Genomic DNA, 17,096 nt, shown 5'->3' on the forward strand with positions numbered 1-17,096 from the left:
GAATTTCAGATGCCCAGATACGCGCCCTGCACGGCGGGGTCGCGCATCAATTGCTCGGTCGGACCGGTGTTGACCGTGCGGCCGAGTTCGAAGATCGCCGCGCGCGAGGCGAGATGCATGGCCCAGTGCGCGTTCTGCTCCGCGAGGATCACGGTCAGTTGCTCCTTGTGACGAATCTCGTCCAGCACGTCGCCGATGCGCTCGACGACGATGGGCGCGAGCCCGAGCGACGGTTCGTCGAGCAGGAAGAGCTTCGGCTTCGACATCAGCGCGCGGCCGATGGCGAGCATCTGCTGCTCGCCTCCGCTGAGACTCGCCGCCGGCTGCTTCCAGCGCTCTTTCAGGCGCGGAAAATAGGCATAGATCTGCTCGATGCGTTGATCGGCCTCGTCGCGCGCGCGCGTGAACGCGCCCATGCGAAGGTTCTCGGCGACCGACAGTTGCCCGAACACGCGCCGTCCTTCCGGCGAGATCGCGATACCGCGACGCACGATCTCGCTCGTCCTCAGCCCGCGCATGTCTTCGCCTTCGAACGTGATCGAGCCGGACGCGTACTGCGCCATGCCGAGTATCGCCTTGATGGCGCTGCTCTTGCCGGCGCCGTTGCTGCCGACCAGCGCGAAGATCTCGCCCGGCTCGACCGAGAACGAAACATCGTGCGTGCCGATCACGCGCCCGTAGCGCACGTTCAGGTCAGATACGGTGAGCTGCGGCATGTCCTCTCCCCAGATACGCTTCGATGACTTTCGGATCGGCCAGGACGTCGAGCGGCGCGCCGGTCGTCAGCTCGTGTCCCTGATTCATCGCCATCACGCGATCGCACAGGCCCTTCATGAAGCGGATGTTGTGATCGATGACGATCACGGTGATGCCGCGCGCGCGGATCTTGAGAATGGTGTCGCGCACGTGATCGGCTTCTTCGGCGCTCAGGCCCGCGACCGGTTCGTCGAGCATCACGATGCGCGGCTGCGCCGCCAGCGTGATGACCATGCCGAGCGTCTTCTGATAGCCGTACGGCAGGCTGCCTGCCTGCAAGTGCGCGACATCGGCCAGATTCAGCCATTGAAGCAGCTCCGCGACGCGATGCTCGCTTTCGGCGCGCATCGCACGCGCGCGGCGCGTGTTGAAGAACGCCGCCATCGCGCCCGGATACATGCCCAGATACGCGCCGCGCACGGCGTTTTCATACACCGTGCGGCTGCCATACACCGTGGTCGACTGAAACGTGCGCACGAGCCCCTTGCGCGCGAGCACGTGCGGCGTGAGCCCGGTGATGTCTTCACCGTCGAGCCGGACGTGGCCGCTGCTCGGGCGAATCATGCCGCTCACGAGATTGATCGCGGTGGTTTTGCCCGCGCCGTTCGGCCCGATAATGCCGAGAATCTCGTGCTCGTTCACGTGGAACGTCAGGTCCGACACGGCGGCGAGCCCGCCGAAATGCCGGGACAGCTTGTCGACCTGCAACAGGCGCGCGCTCATCGCCGGCCTCCGCGTCCGAAGCCCATGCGATCGAGCAGCACGCCCGCATCGGCGATGCCGCCCGAGAAGAACGCCATGACGAGAATGAGCACGATGCCGAACACGACATGCTGAAGCTCGACATAGCCGCGCAGGAACTCCGGCAGCAGCACGACGAACACCGTGCCGAGAAGCGGCCCGATGAGCGTGTACATGCCGCCGATCACGTTGATGACGACGAGATTGAGCGACTGCACGACGGCGAACGAAGTGGGATCGATGTAGTGGACGAAATGCGCCTGCAACGCGCCCGCGATGCCGACGATGCCGCACGCCAGCACGAACACCGCGACCTTCGTGGCGAGCACGGGCACGCCCGAGCATCGCGCGAGCGATTCGCCCTCGCGCACCGAATCGATGATCCGGCCGACTTCGGACCCGAGAAGCCGCCCGACAATGCCGATGATGACGAGCGCGAAGCCGAGCGCGAGGTAATAGAACGGCACGGGAGCCGCGAAGAATTCGCTCGGCGCGGGCACGCCGGAGATGCCGTTGGAGCCGCCCGTCACGCTCGTCCAGTTGACGAACACGGTGCGCACGATCTCGCCGAACAGCAGCGTGACGAGCACGAAGTACTTGCCCGTCAGCCGCAGGAGAATCGGGCCGACGAACAGCGCGAGCACCGCCGGCGCGAGAAACGCGAGACACATCGCGATCGGGAACGGCACGGCGTAGTTCGTCGTCGCTATCGCCGACACGTATGCGCCGATGCCCATGAAGGCCGCGTGACCGAGCGAGACGTGCCCGGTGCGCACGATGAGATGCAGCGAGGCGGCCGCGATCGCCGTGATGAACGTCGTGACGGCCACCGAGAGCACGAACTTGTCGAGCCCCAAAAGCGGCAGCGCGACGAGCGCGGCGACCAGCAGCGCGATCACCGCCGGATGCGCGAGCCAGCGGCGCGCCGGCCGCCCGGCGGCCGGTTGCGGCGCCGGCGGCGATGCGTGCGCCTGACCCAGCGTGGCGGGAAGAATCGACTGTTTGCTCATGCTTCTTTTGCTCCAAGCAGGCCCCACGGACGGAAGATCAGCAGCAGGATCACCGCGCCGAAGGACACGAAGATCGACGCGGCGCTGCCATAGAAGGTGCCGAGAAAGCTGTTCGCGAAACCGAGCAGCAGCCCGCCTAGCGCGACGCCGGGAATGCTGCCCATGCCGCCCAGAATCACGACGATGAACGCGATCATCAACTGCGGCTCGCCGACGAACGGCGAGAGCGCATACGTCTGCGCGTAGAAGCCGCCCGCGAGCGCGGCCATGAAGATCGCGATGAAGAAGGCGAGCCGATAGATCGCCGTGCTGTTGACACCCTGCGCCTCGGCGATATCGACGTCCTGCGCGGCGGCGCGCATCGCGAGGCCGTAGCGCGAGTAATGCGTGAACACGTAGAACGCGAGCAGCGCGACGGCCGCGATGCCCGCGATGATCAGCTTCTGCGCGGGAAACACGAGACCGCCGAACTGAAGCAGTGCATCGGTGCTCGGCGGCACCGAGCGCTCCTCCGCGTTGCAGACGATCACCGCCGTGTACATGATCGCCATGTCGAGCCCGAGCAGGCCGATCATGCTCTGGAACATCCGCTGATAGAAGAAGCGGTACACGACGCGTTCGAGCACCAGCGCGCCGGTCGCGACGATCAGCGCCGAGGCGGGCGCCGCGATCAGGTACGGCAGGCCGAAGCCGCCGTACAGGTAGTACAGCGCATAGCCGCCGAGCATGGCGAACGCGCCGTGCGCGAAGTTCACGACCCGCATGATGCCGAACAGGAGCGTGAACCCGAGCGCGATGAGGATATAGATGCTGGAGAGGCCGATGCCATCCACGAACACCTGGCCGATGACTGCGGGAGTGAACATGAAACGCTCCTGGAACACGTCAGCGATAAAAGCCGTGCAGGCTTACGGCGTGATGACGGCTTTCACCGACGCCTTGCCATTCGTCACTTCCTTGATGACGAACGTGTGCAGCAGTTGATGATCGACGCCGTAGTCCTTCGCGCCGGTCCACACGACCTTGCCGAAGATCGGCGCGTCGTAGTTCGCGAGCTTTTCGAGCTGATCGCGGATCTGCGTGGTGTCGGTGCTGTCCGCGCGGCGCATGGCTTCGAACAGCATGTTCGCCGCGTTGTAGTACACGGGCGCGAGGCCGTTCATCACGCCGCTGTATTTCTTCTGATACGCGGTGACGAACGGCTTCACGCGCGGCAGCGATTCGTCGATGACGTCGTACTTCAGCATGCCGTTGGCGAGCGGCCCGGCGATCTGGATCAGCTCGTCGATGCCCGCGCCGCCCGACTGGATGATGATGCCCTTATAGCCGACCTGTCTCGCCTGCTTGACGAGCAGCCCCGCTTCACCCGGCGCATTGGCGTTGAGATCGAACACATCGACGTTCTGCGCCATCATGCGAAGCAGCAGCGGCGTGAATTCCTTCGTGCCGCGCTCGTAGGCGTCGGTCCATACTTCGAAGCCGTTCTGCTTGTACGCGTTGGTGAGGATCGGCACGCCGGACTGGCCGGTTGCATCATTCGGCGCGATCATGCCGATCTTCTTCGCGTTCGGTGCGTTCTTGTGCAGCCATTGAACGATCGGTCCCGAGAACTCCTGCGTGCTGTTGTTGATGCGAAACACGTAGGCGCCCTTCCACTGATTGCGCAGAATCTGCGGCGCGTAGCCGTCGACGAACTGAATGACTTTCGCGGGCTCCGTGACCGGCAGCGAGCCGAGCGCGCCTGGCGATCCGACCGGTCCGAAGATCACCTTCACCTGATCGCGGTTGACGAGTCGGTCGGCGGCCGTCTTGGCCTGCGCGGCGTTGTACTGATCGTCGTATGCGATCAGTTCGAGCTTGTAGGTCTTGCCGGCGAGCTTGATGCCGCCCGCGTCGTTGAGCTGATCGATGGCGATCTGGACGCCGCGCTGAAGTCCCAGGCCCCACGCGGTGCCGCCGCCGGAAAGCGAGGCGATCACGCCGATCTTCATCGTCTCCTGCGCGTGCGCGGCCCACGCGGCGCCGCTCATGGCCGCCGCGAGCAGCCCGCGGATCGCGATGGTCTTCAGCGTCTTACTGATCATACGGTTGTCTCCTTGTCATTTTCATACCGCCTCTGCGACGGTTGCGAGATAGGTGCTGCGCGATGCGGCCGCGCGTGGCGCTACTGGCCGTCGAACACGAAACGGAACAGGTCTTTGTGACTCACGATGCGGCCCGCCGTCGGCGAGGGGAAATGCCCGGTCATCAGCAGCGTGTCGGTGTCCGCATAGCGGCGCATCAGCGCGAGCCGCGTGTCGTGCGCCTGCTGCGGGTCGAAATCGGCGAGATTGGTCAGGGTTGGATCGGCGAACTGGATTGCGTGATGGATGACGTCGCCCGTGAACACCGCGCGCTCGCGTCCGTGATCGCCCACGTTGACGAGCACGTGCCCCGGCGTGTGACCGCACGCGGGCGACAGCCACACGCCCTCGCCCAGTTCGCGCTCGACCACGTGATCGAGCTCGACGAGATCGGCGCGGCCGTGCTCGTGAATCGGCAGCACGCTGTCCTCGAACGAGCCGCGATTCACCGGCGTTTCCGGATGCCGGCGATGCTGCTCGAACAGATGTTCGAACTCGACGCGCGCCATCAGATAACGCGCGTTCGGAAAGGTCGGCACCCAGCGGCCGTTTTCGAGCTTCGTGTTCCAGCCGACGTGATCGGCATGCAGATGCGTGCACAGCACGATGTCGATCTCCTCCGGCTTCACGCCGATTCCCGCGAGATTGGCGAGATACGGCGTGTCGAGATCGTTCCAGGCCGGCATCGACGGACGCTGTTTGTGGTTGCCGTTGCACGCATCGACGAGGATCGTGTGGTGCTTCGTGCGGATGACGTAGCTGTGAAAGCTCATGTAGAGCCGGGTCGATCCGGGCTCGACGAGATTCGGCCCGAGCCAGTTCCGGTTCGCCTCGACGAATGACTCGTCGATCGACGGAAAGAGCCAGCGCGCTTCGAGCGGCAGCCGGCTGATTTCATCGAACTTGCGGATCTCGGTGTTGCCGATTCTCTGCACTTGCATTGCTGTCTCCTGATGTTCCGGTTCGTCGCCCAGCCCGTTTCGATGCATTATATATTTCTAAAGCACCGTGTAAATATTTTTTATATTTTGCATCTACCAAGCGCACGCATCGCGGCTTTTCACGCTTTCCGTTTATGTCGGTATCCTTATTGTTTTGGAAGTAACGAATGCGCCGCGCCTTTCGGCACGGCACGGCACGGCTACGCCGCAATGCGATAGAACCGCGCAGCGGTGTCGTGAAAGAGCGCGATCCGCTCGGATGACGGCAGACCCGCGGTCACGCGCTTGTAGGCATTCCACGCGATGCCATAACCGAAGCAGCCTTTGTCGACCGGGAAGTTGGTCTCGAACATACAGCGCGACGCGCCGAATGCCTCGATGCACGTCTCGACATACGGCCGGATCGCCTCGGCCACCGACGCGGAATCGGGCGGCAACTCGCCTCGTTCGAAGTCGAAGCCGAAGAGCGGCATGCCGAAGCCGCCGAGCTTCACGTGCACGTTCGCGCGACGCGACAGCTTCACGATGTCATCGCGCCATGCTGCGAACACTTCGTCCCGTCGTCCGCGATACGGACCGAGCGCGAGCGGCCCGCCGACATGGTTGAGCACGATCGGCGTCTCGCCGAACGTGCCGGCGAGCCGATCCAGTTCGGGAAGCTGGGTGTGGACGAGCCACGCGTCGAACGCGATCCGGCGCGGCGCCAGTTGCGCGAATCCCGCCTGGAACGACGGATCGAGATAGAGGCGCGGCGGCGGCGTCGCGGCCGACGCGCGCACGTTCGGGTCCGCGTGCCACACGGCGATGTTGCGGATGCTGCGCAGACGCCCCTCCGACGCGTCCATCAGATGGTCGAGCGCCGGCCCTGCCGACGCGCCGAGCGTCAGATCGACATTGCCGACGAACGCAGCGCCCACACGCGTCGACGCGCCGAGCGCCGCCGCCTCGCGCGCCTCGGACAGGGCGAAGCGCATCTCGCCGGCCGAGGCGCGATCCGCCGGTCCGTCCGTGTCGTAATGCGTCTTGCATTCGACGAACACCGTCGCGCGGATGTCGTGCCCGCTCGCGATATCGTCGAGCAAATCCTGCGCGCGATAGCGCTTGTCCGGAAATTCCCACAGATGATGATGCGCGTCGATGATCGGCAACTCGGGGTCGAGCGCCGCTTCGGTGCGCTGCGCGAGCCATTCCGGACGTATCGCGATATGCGGCGGCGCGGTCTTATTGTGCGGATCGCTCATGTCATCCTCCGATGTGTCCGGTCGCGTCGCCTTGCAGCGCAACCTGTGGCCGCTCGCCGATCGGCGAACGCGTGAGGAACCACGACGACAGCGCGCCCATGACGAGCAGGCCGCCCGCCGCCGCGAACGCGGTATCGAAGCGACCCGTGGCCTGCACCACGTAGCCGGTCACGATCGGCGCGAGAAAGCCGAAAACGTTCCCGCCGATCAACAGCAGTCCCGTCGCGCGGCCGAGATCGGCCTTCGAGCGCAGCAGGTCGCCGAGCAGCGTGATGTTGAGCGCGTTGCCCGTCGCGACGCTGCCGAGCGCCACCGTGATGAGCAGCAGGATCGCTTCGATGCTCGACACCCAGGGCACGAACAGGATCACCGCGCCGCCGAGCACGACCGCGCCGAGCACGATGCGCCGGCGGCCCGCTTCCACCGCGCGCGCCGTCAGCAGCCGGTCGCTCATCATGCCGAGCGCCACCGAGACGACGATCGAACCGATGTACGGCAGCGCCATCACCGTGCCGCTCTTTAGCAGCGTCATGCCCCGCTCGGCCTGCAGATAGTTCGGCAGCCACGTGAGAAACAGATATTGCGTGTAGGCGCCGGCGCCCTGCGTGAGCATGAGTCCCCACATCGTGCGGCTGGCGATGATGCGGCGCAGTCCCACCGGCTCCGAGGCGACCGTCTTCGTCTGCGATACGGTCTCGCGCTCGCGGCGGATCGTTTCGCGCTCCTCGTCCGAAATCCACGTCGCTTCTTCGGGCTGGCGGAAAAACGCGAGCCACACGGCGAGCCACACGAACCCTACCAGCCCGCAGATGGCGAACGATATGCGCCAGTCGAACACCGACACGAGCCACGACAGCCCGACCGCGCCGAGCGCCGGGCCGAAGTACGCGCCCGAGTTGAAAACCGTCATCGCGGTGCCGCGCTCGCTGCTCGGCACCCATTCGCGAATGATGCGCGACGCCGCCGGATAGCAGACCGATTCGCCGACGCCCATCACCACGCGCGCAGCGACGACGCCGGCCATCGCGGATGTCGCGCCCGTCAGCGCGGTCGCGGCGGACCAGATCGCCATGCTGAACGCCGTCACCGTGCGCGAGCCGAAGCGGTCGACGAGCAATCCGACCGGAATCAGGCAAAGGGTGTAGCCCCACAGAAACGAAGAGAACAGGTAGCCGAGCTGAACCTTGTCGATGCCGAGCGCCGCTTGCACGTGCCCGGCCGACACCGACAGCGCGACGCGATCCAGATAATTGATCGCGGCGAGCGCGAACAGCATCAGGTACACCCAGTAGCGAGATCTCCAGCGCACGTTCGTCTCCTTGTATGGCCGCCGGGCTTCGCTGGCCGGCGGCACGATTCTGAATTTGATCGGGTAAAATATAAAATATATTTAACGGCCGGACAATCTGCTTCTTTCCAACCGAGGGTTAGCACGGAGAAACGCCGCGCCGTCTTGCGCGATATGCCGCTTCGATGCGGGACGTCTATCGGCCGCCAGACACCACCAGATTGGCACCGAGCACATAGGCCGAATCGCCGTTCAGCAGCCAGAGAATCGCGTTGGCGATTTCCTCGGGCGACGCGCCTCGGCCGATCGGCACCTCGTCTGCGAGACGCTCGACGCGGCCCGGTTCGTTGAAATCGGTGAAGACGAGGCCGGGAGACACGGCGTTGACGCGAATGCCTTCCCGCGCCACTTCTTTGGCGAGGCCGACGGTCAGCGTATCGACCGCGCCCTTCGATGCCGCGTAATGCACGCGCCGGCCGGCCGATCCGTGCGTGGCCGCGACCGACGACACATTGACGATGCGCCCGCCCGCGCCGCCGCGCTGCGTCGACATGCGCCGTACCGCTTCGCGGCAGCAGAGAAAATAGCCCATCACGTTGACCGCGAGGGTTCGCCCGAGGACGGCGGCGTCGAGATCGGCGAGACGGGTCGATCCGCCGCTCACGCCGGCGTTGTTGACGAGATCGGTGACGGGCCCGTAGCGGCGTGTGACTTCATCGAAAAGGGCGATGACCGCGTGCTCGTCGGCCGTGTCGGCTTGCCAGGCGAACGCTTCCCCGCCGCAAGCCGCGATGTCCCCGGCGAGCCGTTCGGCGGCCTCGGCGCCGTTGTGGTAATTGATGCACACGCGATAGCCGCTGCGGGCCGCGGCGCGCGAAACGGCCGCGCCGATCCCGCGCGAGCCACCGGTGACGATCAGCGTGCGGCCGTGAACCGGCGCGTCCGAAGATGAAGCGGGGTGAGAAGAAGTGCTCATCGCTGCCTTGCGTCTCCTGAAAGAAGTTCACCTTCCCGCCCCGCCGCGGCGACTCAGTCGTTCGCCGCCTCCGTGACGTTTTTCTCGACCCGATGCCAGCCGGCCTCGATGTGCTCGATCATCGCGGCGAGCGCGCCGGCGCGGTCGCCCGCTTCGAGCCGGCGCAGGATTTCATCGTGCTCGTGCAGCAACTGCTTGAAGCGCGCCGCCTGGTCATCGTGAAAATTGAACGGATACTTCGCCCACAGCACGCGGACGAACTGCAGCGTCTGCGGACGGTCGGCGATCTCGTAAATCCGGAAGTGGAAGCGGACGTTGGCGGCGCGCACGGGAAACGGCTCGCGCGACTTGGTCAGCTTGGCCAGCTCCTTGTGAATCGTGCGCAACTCGGCGATTTCCGCGTCCGTGATCTTTTCGAGCGCCCATTCGGTCAACCGCCGTTCGAGCACGACGCGCAGCTCGAAAATCTCGCGCGCGCTTTCGCGATCGATCTCCGGCACGAGCAACCCCTTGTGCGGGATGCTGAGGACGAAGCCTTCCATTTCGAGCGCCTTGAGCGCCTCGCGCACCGGCGTGATGGATACGCCCAGCTCCTCGGCGATCTCCGCCTGCTTGAGCTTCTCCCCGCGCCGGTACTCGCCCGAGATGATCCGCTCTCTCAGCCGTTCGGCCACCTGATCCAGCTTTGTCTGAAACACCATATCAACCCCAAAGTGTCCTGCCTTGTCCGCCTGCGGCCCCGTCCGCCGGAGACGGCCGGCCCGGGGCGATGTCGTGTCGGCCGGAGCGGTTCGCCGCCCGGCAGGGACGTCATTGTAAGGGGCAAATAAAATATATGGCGCTCGGACAGTCGAACCTGGGGCACGCGAAACGCCCGGAGAGGCGTTCGCTCAGGACACCGGGTTGCGCTCGGACAGCACGAATCTGGGCAGCACGAGGCCATCCGGCATCGTGCTGTAAATCATGCTCACCTTTCTGCCGATCCAGCTTTCCTCGGGCAGCGGCGCCTCGAGGTTGGAGATGAGCACGGCGCCTTCGTCGAGCCGCACCGCGATCACGTTGTACGGCGCCGGGTAGGCATCCAGATAGGTCTTGTGATAGACCACCCACGACAGCACCGTGCCTCGCCCCGACACCGCGCGCCATTGCAGCCCGTCCGACAGGCAGTGCGGGCAGACCGGTGCCGGCGGGTAAAGCGTCGTGTCGCAGCACGCGCAGTGCTGAAGTTCGAGCGCGCCATTGCTGATGCTCTGCCACATCACGGCGTCGTACATGCCCATGACAGGCTGCGGCGTGCGCGGCACTTCGGTTGGTTCGTCACTCATGTCGGTTCCTATCGGCTATAGATGATCGAAACGGCCTTGCCGGCGACGTCCGAGGTGTAGTGCGCATGACGGCAATCGCCGATCTGACGCTCGCCGCATTCGCCGCGCACCTGGCGCACGCATTCGATCTGATGCGCCCAGCCCTGCATGTACGTTTCCGAGAGGTGCCCGCCGCCGGTGTTGGTCGGCAGCTTGCCGCCGGGACCGATGCCCTCCTCGCGCAGAAAGCGGCCCGCTTCGCCGACCGCGCAATAGCCGTATCCTTCCAGCGCGAGCGGAACGTGCACGGAGAAGCTGTCGTACACCTGGAACAGGTCCATGTCCTGCGGGCCGAAACCCGCCATTTCGTAGGCCTGGCGGGCGCAATCCTGCTGTGCGGACAGGTAGAAATCGGTCAGGCGCGGTTCGAGGCTCGTGGCGCCGCGATTCAGATCGCGCCGCCCGATCGCCTCGATGTACACGGGCGGCTTGGCGAAGCGCGCCGCCCGCTCGGCAGTCGTGACGATGAGTGCGACGCCGCCATCGTTGATCATGCAGTAGTCGTAGAGGCGCAGCGGCTCGCAGATGAATTGCGACGCGCGATATTCGTCGAGCGTGATCCGTTTGCGCATCACGGCGTTCGGATTCATCGACGACCACGCGCGCTGCGCCACGGCCACGTGACCGAGATCGAGCGGATCGAAGCCGCGCGCCTCGCAGAATGCGCGGAACGTCAGCGCGTAGAGCGCGCCCTGCGACGTGAGGCCCCACGGCGAGTGATACACGTAGGAGAGAAACGCGTCGCCGCCCATGGCCTGCGGGCCGCCGTACTGGATCTGCGCCGAACGCTGGTCGTTGCCGTACACGAGGGCGATCGTTTCCGCGAGGCCCGCCTGCACGGCAGTCACCGCCTGCGCGACCGACAGCACCGCGTCGGCCTGATCGCCCCAGCGCGGATCGATGCCGAGCACTTCCGACATGCGCTCGTACGCGGTCGTCGGCCCGACGATGAGCCCGTCGATCTCGTCCTTGCGAATGCCCGCGTCGCCCAGCGCGCGGCGAAACGCGATCGCGCCGTAGCCATAGCTGTCGGTCGGCTTTTCGCCGCCGCGCACGCGCTTCCAGTCGCCGGCCCAGTCCGAATGGCCGATGCCGACCACTGCCGCCGCCCGGCGCAACGCCTTCGACGGGCTTGCCGCCTTCCACTCGCTCACGAGAACACTCCTTGATCGTTGAGTTCGTCCAATTGCGTGCCGGACAGTCCGAGCAGGCGGCCGAGCACTTCGCGCGTATGCTGGCCGAGCAGCGGCGGCGGCTGAAGCTCGACGCGCTCGCCATCGATCAGATACGGCGGCGAATTGAGCAGCACCGCGCCGATTTCCGGATGCGGCACGTGCTGCCAGTAGCCGCGGTGCGCCAGTTGCGGATCGGCTTCGATCAGATTGCGCGAATGCGCGACTTCCGCCACGGCGATGCGTTGCGCGCGCAGGGCCGCGACGGTCTCGTCGGGCGCATGCGTCGCGCACCACGCCGCCACGGCCGCTTCCACGCGATCCAGCGATGCGAGCCGCCCCGCCGCGCCGGCGAGCGACGCGTCATCGCGCAGGTCCGCGCGTCCGATGAGCGCGGCGAGCGCGCGCCACTGCGCATCGTCCGTGACGGCGATCGCGACCCATCGGTCATCGCCGCTCGCGCGGAAGATGTTGTGCGGAGCATGGCTGCGGCTGCGGTTGCCGATCTGCGGCGGCTCGCGGCCCGTCGCGCTCGCCTCGACGATGGCGGGCCCGGCGAAATTGATCGTCGACTCGACCTGCGACAAGTCGATCTTCATCCCGCGCCCCGTCTTGCGCCGATGCGCCAGGGCCGCGAGCACCGCGAACGCCGCGTGATACGGATTCGCGGCATGGTCGGGATAATGCGTGCCGGGACCGACGGGATCGTCTGCGCCGTAAGCGGTCTGCCACATGATGCTGGTCACGGCGCTGATCGTCATGCCCACGCCGAGCAGGTCGGCGCGCGGGCCGTCCTGGCCGTACATCGGCATCGAAAGATAGATGATGTCGGGCTTGATCTCGCGCAGCGCCTCATAGCCGAAGCCGAAGCGGTCCATCGCGCCGGGGCCGAAGTTGTTCGACACGACATCGGATTGCGCGACCAGTTCGCGCACGATGCGCTTGCCCTCTTCCGACTTCAGATTCAGCGAGATGCTTTTCTTGCCCGTGTTGCGCGACGCGAAGTAGCCGCTGCGATTCAGTCCGACGACGCCGTCCTTGAACGGACCCGCCGTGCGCACGGAATCGAGGCGCGTGGTGCTCTCGATCTTCAGCACTTCGGCGCCGAAATCCGAAAACACCTTCGTACCGAACGGCCCTGCACCGGCCCAGGTGAGATCGGTAAAGCGCACGCCCTTCAGAAAATCCGGCTTCATTGAGTCTTCTCCTCTTGTGTCACGCCGGCTGCGGCTGTTCGATGCCGGCGCACGCGGGCCGAAGCCGCCACACGGGCTCGGACAGACGATACGGCGCGCCCGGAAAGCTCACGCGAGCGCCGGCGAGCGCCAGTTCCACCTGCTGAAAATAGTCGCGATGCCTGAGCTGCGGATCGTCGAGCACGTCGCTGACCGTCGCCACCGGACCCATGACGATCTTGCGCCGGAGCGCCTCTTGCGTGAGCTGCTCCTTCGTGTAGTCGCACGTGAACGATTCCAGCGTCTGACGGAAGATAGCCTTCGCCTCGCCGGTCAGCCGCCACACGCGATCCGCCCAGCGCTCTCTGGTGAGTTCCTGCGCCGCCGCGTGTCCGGTCTCCTGAATCCAGCTCACCAGCGCGTTCCACGACACGCCGAGCGAGCGCGGCGCCGCGAGAAAGATCAGCCCGTCGCGGCACGCGAACATGTCCTCGCTCGCGTCTCGCGTGCCTTCGCCGCCGCGCATCGAAATCCGGCGCTCGAAATCCCACATCTGGATGGAGTTCTGCAGCGAATGCGCGATGCATTCCTGCGCGGATACGTCCACCTCGTGCCCGCGCCCCGTCGAAAGCGTGTCGTACAGCGCAAGCGATGTCGCCGTGGCCGCGTACACGCCGGTGATCATCGTGGCCTGAAGGCCGGGCAAACGCAGCGGGCCATCGGCCAGCCGGCCCGACAGCCACGCGATGCCGCCCGCCGACTGCAGCGTGAGGTCGGTCGCCGGGGCATCCGCCCACGGGCCCGTGCGCCCGAACGGCGACACCGACGTCACGACGGCCGACGGCGCCTGCGCCCGCACCCACGGCAGTTCGTCGTAGAGCAAACCGCCGCGCTCCAGCAGGATCACCTTCGCGTCCCGCATGAGCGCCGCGCACGCATCGCGGCCTTCCGGCGACGCAAGATCCAGCGTCACGCTGCCCTTGCCCGCGTTGAGGAACTCGAATTCGTACACCGCCGGCTCGCGCTCGGTCGCCACCGGCGAGGTCGCCGCCCGGCGGTCCGGCAATCCGCCCGGCGGTTCGATACGCGTCACGCGCGCCCCGAGATCCCCGAACAAGCGGCCCACGTAGCGGCCGAATTCCCACGTCAGATCCAGTATTTGAATGTCTTCGAATGGACTGTTCACCGCGCCTCCTCTGTTCCGTGTGTGCAAAATATAATTTATATTCTATACAGGCGCAATAGGTGTCGGCTTGCGGCACCGGATGGAACGAGTCGGGGCATCGACGCGACAACAACCGAGTCTTCTCACTGCGATGCCGGATGCCTGCGGCTTCGCCCTTCGTCGAGTTTTTCATGCCACTGTCTACTGTTGAAGAGCGGGAATTGCTGCACACGCGGCGTATCGAAGCGCATGGCTACGCGCGGCCGGGCGGTCTCTACGACCTCGAAGCGCATCTCGTCGATGTCAAGACGCACGACAAGACGGGCCCTGCCGGGATACGTCGCGCCGGCGAGCCCGTTCACGACATGTCCCTTAGGATTACGATCGATTCAGATTTGAATATCGTCGCCGCCGAAGCATGCTTCGATGCGTTTCCGTATCAAGACGCGTGCGAGCGGATCGCGGACGATTACGGGAAACTCGTCGGCTTGCGCATTGCGCCGGGATTCAGCAGCGCGGTGAGGGAGCGCTTCGGCGGCACGCGCGGCTGCACGCACATGACGGATCTGATCGGCATACTCGCGACGCTCGCATTTCAGACGATGGCGAACCAGCGCGCTCGCGATGCCCAATCGGTCAGGCGGCCGTTCCAGCTGGATCGCTGCCATGCGCTAGCGACGAACGGGGAGGTTGTTCGACGCTACTATCCCAACTGGTTCGATTCCTCGAAGAGAGACGAATGACCGATCGTCGATCACGGGTGGTTCCCGGTTTTTCGTGGAGCGACGCCTAGATCAACACATCGACGGAATTCATCACGCGCCGCATCTCCGGCGTCGATGTCGATGCCGGATCGCGAATGGTGTCGAGCAGGCAATTGACGAAGCAGTCGGCCGCAGCGCTTCGCGGCTGTCCCGGCCGCGTGACCACGCCGACCAGCGACTCGTCGAGCTGCTCGCGCACGGGGATCGCGCAAAGCGACTCGCGTGGCGCGCAGCGCTCGACGAGCGGCCACGGAAAAATGCTGACCATGTCCGTCCTTTGCAGCAACGAGACCGCAACCGTCAGCGAATGCAGAAAGTGAACGCTGCGCGGCGAAGGCAAGCCGTGCCGCTTGAACATGTCGTACGGCGCGATTCCCTCGGTCTGCGGATCGTGCGCGACGAGCCAGTCGACGACGAGCAGGTCCGCGAGCGCCCGGCTTTCCGCATGAGGATGTCCTTGCCGTGCGACGACGGCGAGCGTCGTCAGAAAGAGCGGTTTGAAGGCGAAGTCAGAGGCGATCTCGCCCGGCGTCTGCCGTCCGATGTGAATGTCGAGACTGCCGTCGCGCAGCCGGGGATTCGCAATCGCCAGCAACCCCTCGAAGAACTCGAGTTGCACCTCCGGCATGATCTGCCGGAACCGGCGCACGGCGTCGGGCAGGAACGTCATCGCGACCCACGCCGTGACCGCAATGGAAAGGCGTCCGCGCGTTTCGCCGCGCATCGTGTCGACGGCCTGATGCGCCCGCGTGATCTGACCGACGATGAGACGCGCGTGCTCCAGCAGCGTCCGCCCGTCCGCCGTGAGCGTGACGCCCGACGGCGTGCGCGCGACGAGCTGGAGCCTGAGATCGCCTTCCATCTGCTGAAGACTCTGCGTGATCGCAGCCGGTGACGCGTTGAGCATGCGCGCGGCGCCTCGCACGCTGCCGGTATCGGCGACCGCGACAAGAGCGCGAAGCTGATGAATCTTCATGTGTTCCAAGAGCCCCAAGTTGCGCTGGGACGAGATGCTGGCGTGTCACGGCGATTCGCTCCGCAGCGCGTTTCAAAACAGGTCACTCGCGAACGAGTACCGAGGTTCGACCGAACGCGAAGACCATCGGTGAAAGCCACGCGCCGATCAGAAACGGTGTGTGATGCCTGCCATCACCCCGAACTGATGCGCTCCATTGAGCGGCGCGTCTCCATATTCATAAACGGTCTGTGAGCTATGCGCGGAGTTCCTCGAGAATCCGACGTTCAAATACGCCTGCGTGCGAACGGATAACGAATAGATAGCGCCTGCCACATATAGCGTCGGGTTGCCCGTCTGCGGATCGTTCGAAAGCGTCTGATAGGCCGCGGCGCGAACCTGAAAATCCGGCGAAACGTCATAGCGCCCGCCGCCCCAAATCACCGTTTTCACCGGCGACAAGTCTCCGGTCGTGCGCTCGACACCGGCGAGCAGCGTTGCAGCGCCAATCTTGTACGCAGCGGCGATCACGCCGATCTCTTCGGTCTGCCCGGATGTGTCCGCCGTTGCGGTCTGCGCGCCGTTCTTTTGCCGTAGCGCCGCGCTCATGCTGAACGGGCCGTGGCTGTATTGCATCCCGATTTCCAGGGTACGGCCGGACCGGAAATTTCCTGCCACGCCTCCCGTCGATACGAGCCCCTCGAAAACGAAGCCGCCATAGTTGTTCGATACGTACTTGATCGCGTTGTTGACGATGATGTCCGACAGCGGATTGAGCTGCGCCTGCCCGCCATAGGCGGCGAAGTAGTTCGGATCGAACGTCACCGTCTCATCGAAGAGAACGGAGAAGTGGCGGCCCACCGTCACCTTCCCGAAACCGCCCTTGAGACCGACATAGCTTTGCCACCCGAACGCCTCACCGGGAAGCCCCGCCATTCCGTTAGTCATGCTGAACGATTGGGACAATTCGAAAATCGCGGATACCCCGCCGCCCAGATCCTCTGATCCGCGCATTCCGAAGATCGTCGGTATGTTTCCGTAATTCTGCAGGTTGACCGCCGAATGCTGTCCGTCCGCACGCGTCGTGTATTGAAGACCTACATCCAGAATTCCGTAAAGCGTCACGCTGCTTTGTGCCATCGCTCCTTGCGACGCACACGCCAAAACAAGAAACGCACCTAACTCAACGACCTTCGACCTCGATTGTCTGCGCATTGTCTCTTCCTGATGTGCGTGATCACCGACCGGGCGTGCCGGGCAGGATTATTTTTTTGTGTTTAACGGTTCAATAACATCTCTTCTTTACGTCAAAATCGGGTATGTCGAAGGAGCGGATTATCTTTACGTTTTCTGCGAGTCGAATGCGAATTCGTCGACATGCCGCATCCTTGATGCCGACTTTAGCCAGAACGCGTGTGACAGTCT

General features: G+C 64.9%; 17 protein-coding genes. 1 reads left to right on the forward strand and 16 read right to left on the reverse strand.

The features are described from left to right. Positions 1 to 5: 5 nt before the first annotated feature. The 14 genes from NCR39_RS24205 to NCR39_RS24270 all read right to left on the reverse strand — a co-directional run bounded on the left by NCR39_RS24205 (position 6) and on the right by NCR39_RS24270 (position 13,973). A complete protein-coding gene (locus NCR39_RS24205; RefSeq protein WP_250454622.1) occupies positions 6 to 716 on the reverse strand; it encodes an ABC transporter ATP-binding protein in 711 nt (236 codons plus the stop codon). After that, entirely contained in the window at positions 694 to 1,479 is a 786-nt protein-coding gene (locus NCR39_RS24210) for an ABC transporter ATP-binding protein (RefSeq protein ID WP_250454623.1), read from the reverse strand. The genes NCR39_RS24205 and NCR39_RS24210 overlap by 23 nt, the downstream gene beginning before the upstream one ends. Then, positions 1,476 to 2,507, reverse strand: coding sequence for a branched-chain amino acid ABC transporter permease (locus NCR39_RS24215; RefSeq protein WP_250454624.1), 1,032 nt, complete (start codon positions 2,505 to 2,507; stop codon positions 1,476 to 1,478). Before NCR39_RS24215 ends, NCR39_RS24210 begins: the two co-directional genes overlap by 4 nt. Beyond that, positions 2,504 to 3,373: a branched-chain amino acid ABC transporter permease gene (locus NCR39_RS24220; RefSeq protein WP_250454625.1), complete on the reverse strand. Its 870-nt coding sequence runs from the start codon at positions 3,371 to 3,373 to the stop codon at positions 2,504 to 2,506. The genes NCR39_RS24215 and NCR39_RS24220 overlap by 4 nt, the downstream gene beginning before the upstream one ends. 42 nt (positions 3,374 to 3,415) lie before the next feature. Further along, complete coding sequence (locus tag NCR39_RS24225; RefSeq protein WP_250454626.1) at positions 3,416 to 4,591, reverse strand: ABC transporter substrate-binding protein; 1,176 nt, start codon at positions 4,589 to 4,591, stop codon at positions 3,416 to 3,418. Positions 4,592 to 4,671: 80 nt separating this feature from the next. Next, complete coding sequence (locus NCR39_RS24230) at positions 4,672 to 5,571, reverse strand: MBL fold metallo-hydrolase (RefSeq protein ID WP_250454627.1); 900 nt, start codon at positions 5,569 to 5,571, stop codon at positions 4,672 to 4,674. Between the two features lie 200 nt (positions 5,572 to 5,771). Further along, complete coding sequence (locus NCR39_RS24235) at positions 5,772 to 6,812, reverse strand: amidohydrolase family protein (protein WP_250454628.1); 1,041 nt, start codon at positions 6,810 to 6,812, stop codon at positions 5,772 to 5,774. Between the two features lies 1 nt (position 6,813). After that, a complete protein-coding gene (locus tag NCR39_RS24240; RefSeq protein WP_250454629.1) occupies positions 6,814 to 8,121 on the reverse strand; it encodes an MFS transporter in 1,308 nt (435 codons plus the stop codon). A gap of 175 nt (positions 8,122 to 8,296) precedes the next feature. Beyond that, entirely contained in the window at positions 8,297 to 9,076 is a 780-nt protein-coding gene (locus NCR39_RS24245) for an SDR family oxidoreductase (protein WP_250454630.1), read from the reverse strand. 53 nt (positions 9,077 to 9,129) lie between these two features. Next, positions 9,130 to 9,777, reverse strand: a complete 648-nt coding sequence (locus NCR39_RS24250; protein ID WP_250454631.1) for a GntR family transcriptional regulator — start codon at positions 9,775 to 9,777, stop codon at positions 9,130 to 9,132. A 189-nt stretch (positions 9,778 to 9,966) separates the two neighbouring features. Beyond that, positions 9,967 to 10,401, reverse strand: coding sequence for a Zn-ribbon domain-containing OB-fold protein (locus NCR39_RS24255; RefSeq protein ID WP_250454632.1), 435 nt, complete (start codon positions 10,399 to 10,401; stop codon positions 9,967 to 9,969). 8 nt (positions 10,402 to 10,409) lie between these two features. Then, entirely contained in the window at positions 10,410 to 11,594 is a 1,185-nt protein-coding gene (locus NCR39_RS24260) for a thiolase family protein (RefSeq protein WP_250454633.1), read from the reverse strand. Beyond that, positions 11,591 to 12,808, reverse strand: a complete 1,218-nt coding sequence (locus tag NCR39_RS24265) for a CaiB/BaiF CoA transferase family protein (protein ID WP_250454634.1) — start codon at positions 12,806 to 12,808, stop codon at positions 11,591 to 11,593. The genes NCR39_RS24260 and NCR39_RS24265 overlap by 4 nt, the downstream gene beginning before the upstream one ends. Before the next feature lie 19 nt (positions 12,809 to 12,827). Further along, entirely contained in the window at positions 12,828 to 13,973 is a 1,146-nt protein-coding gene (locus tag NCR39_RS24270; RefSeq protein WP_250454635.1) for a CoA transferase, read from the reverse strand. A gap of 170 nt (positions 13,974 to 14,143) precedes the next feature. Between NCR39_RS24270 and NCR39_RS24275 the strand changes: the two genes are divergently transcribed. After that, positions 14,144 to 14,695: a DUF2889 domain-containing protein gene (locus NCR39_RS24275; protein WP_250454636.1), complete on the forward strand. Its 552-nt coding sequence runs from the start codon at positions 14,144 to 14,146 to the stop codon at positions 14,693 to 14,695. Between the two features lie 46 nt (positions 14,696 to 14,741). Here the strand turns inward: NCR39_RS24275 and NCR39_RS24280 are convergent, their stop codons facing one another. Both NCR39_RS24280 and NCR39_RS24285 read right to left on the reverse strand, forming a co-directional pair. Then, positions 14,742 to 15,692: a LysR substrate-binding domain-containing protein gene (locus NCR39_RS24280; RefSeq protein WP_250454637.1), complete on the reverse strand. Its 951-nt coding sequence runs from the start codon at positions 15,690 to 15,692 to the stop codon at positions 14,742 to 14,744. Positions 15,693 to 15,839: 147 nt separating this feature from the next. Then, positions 15,840 to 16,886, reverse strand: a complete 1,047-nt coding sequence (locus tag NCR39_RS24285; protein WP_284507340.1) for a porin — start codon at positions 16,884 to 16,886, stop codon at positions 15,840 to 15,842. Positions 16,887 to 17,096: the final 210 nt, after the last annotated feature.

Source organism: Caballeronia sp. ATUFL_M2_KS44 (genome assembly GCF_023630965.1).
In the GTDB taxonomy this organism is placed as follows: Bacteria; Pseudomonadota; Gammaproteobacteria; order Burkholderiales; family Burkholderiaceae; genus Caballeronia; species Caballeronia concitans.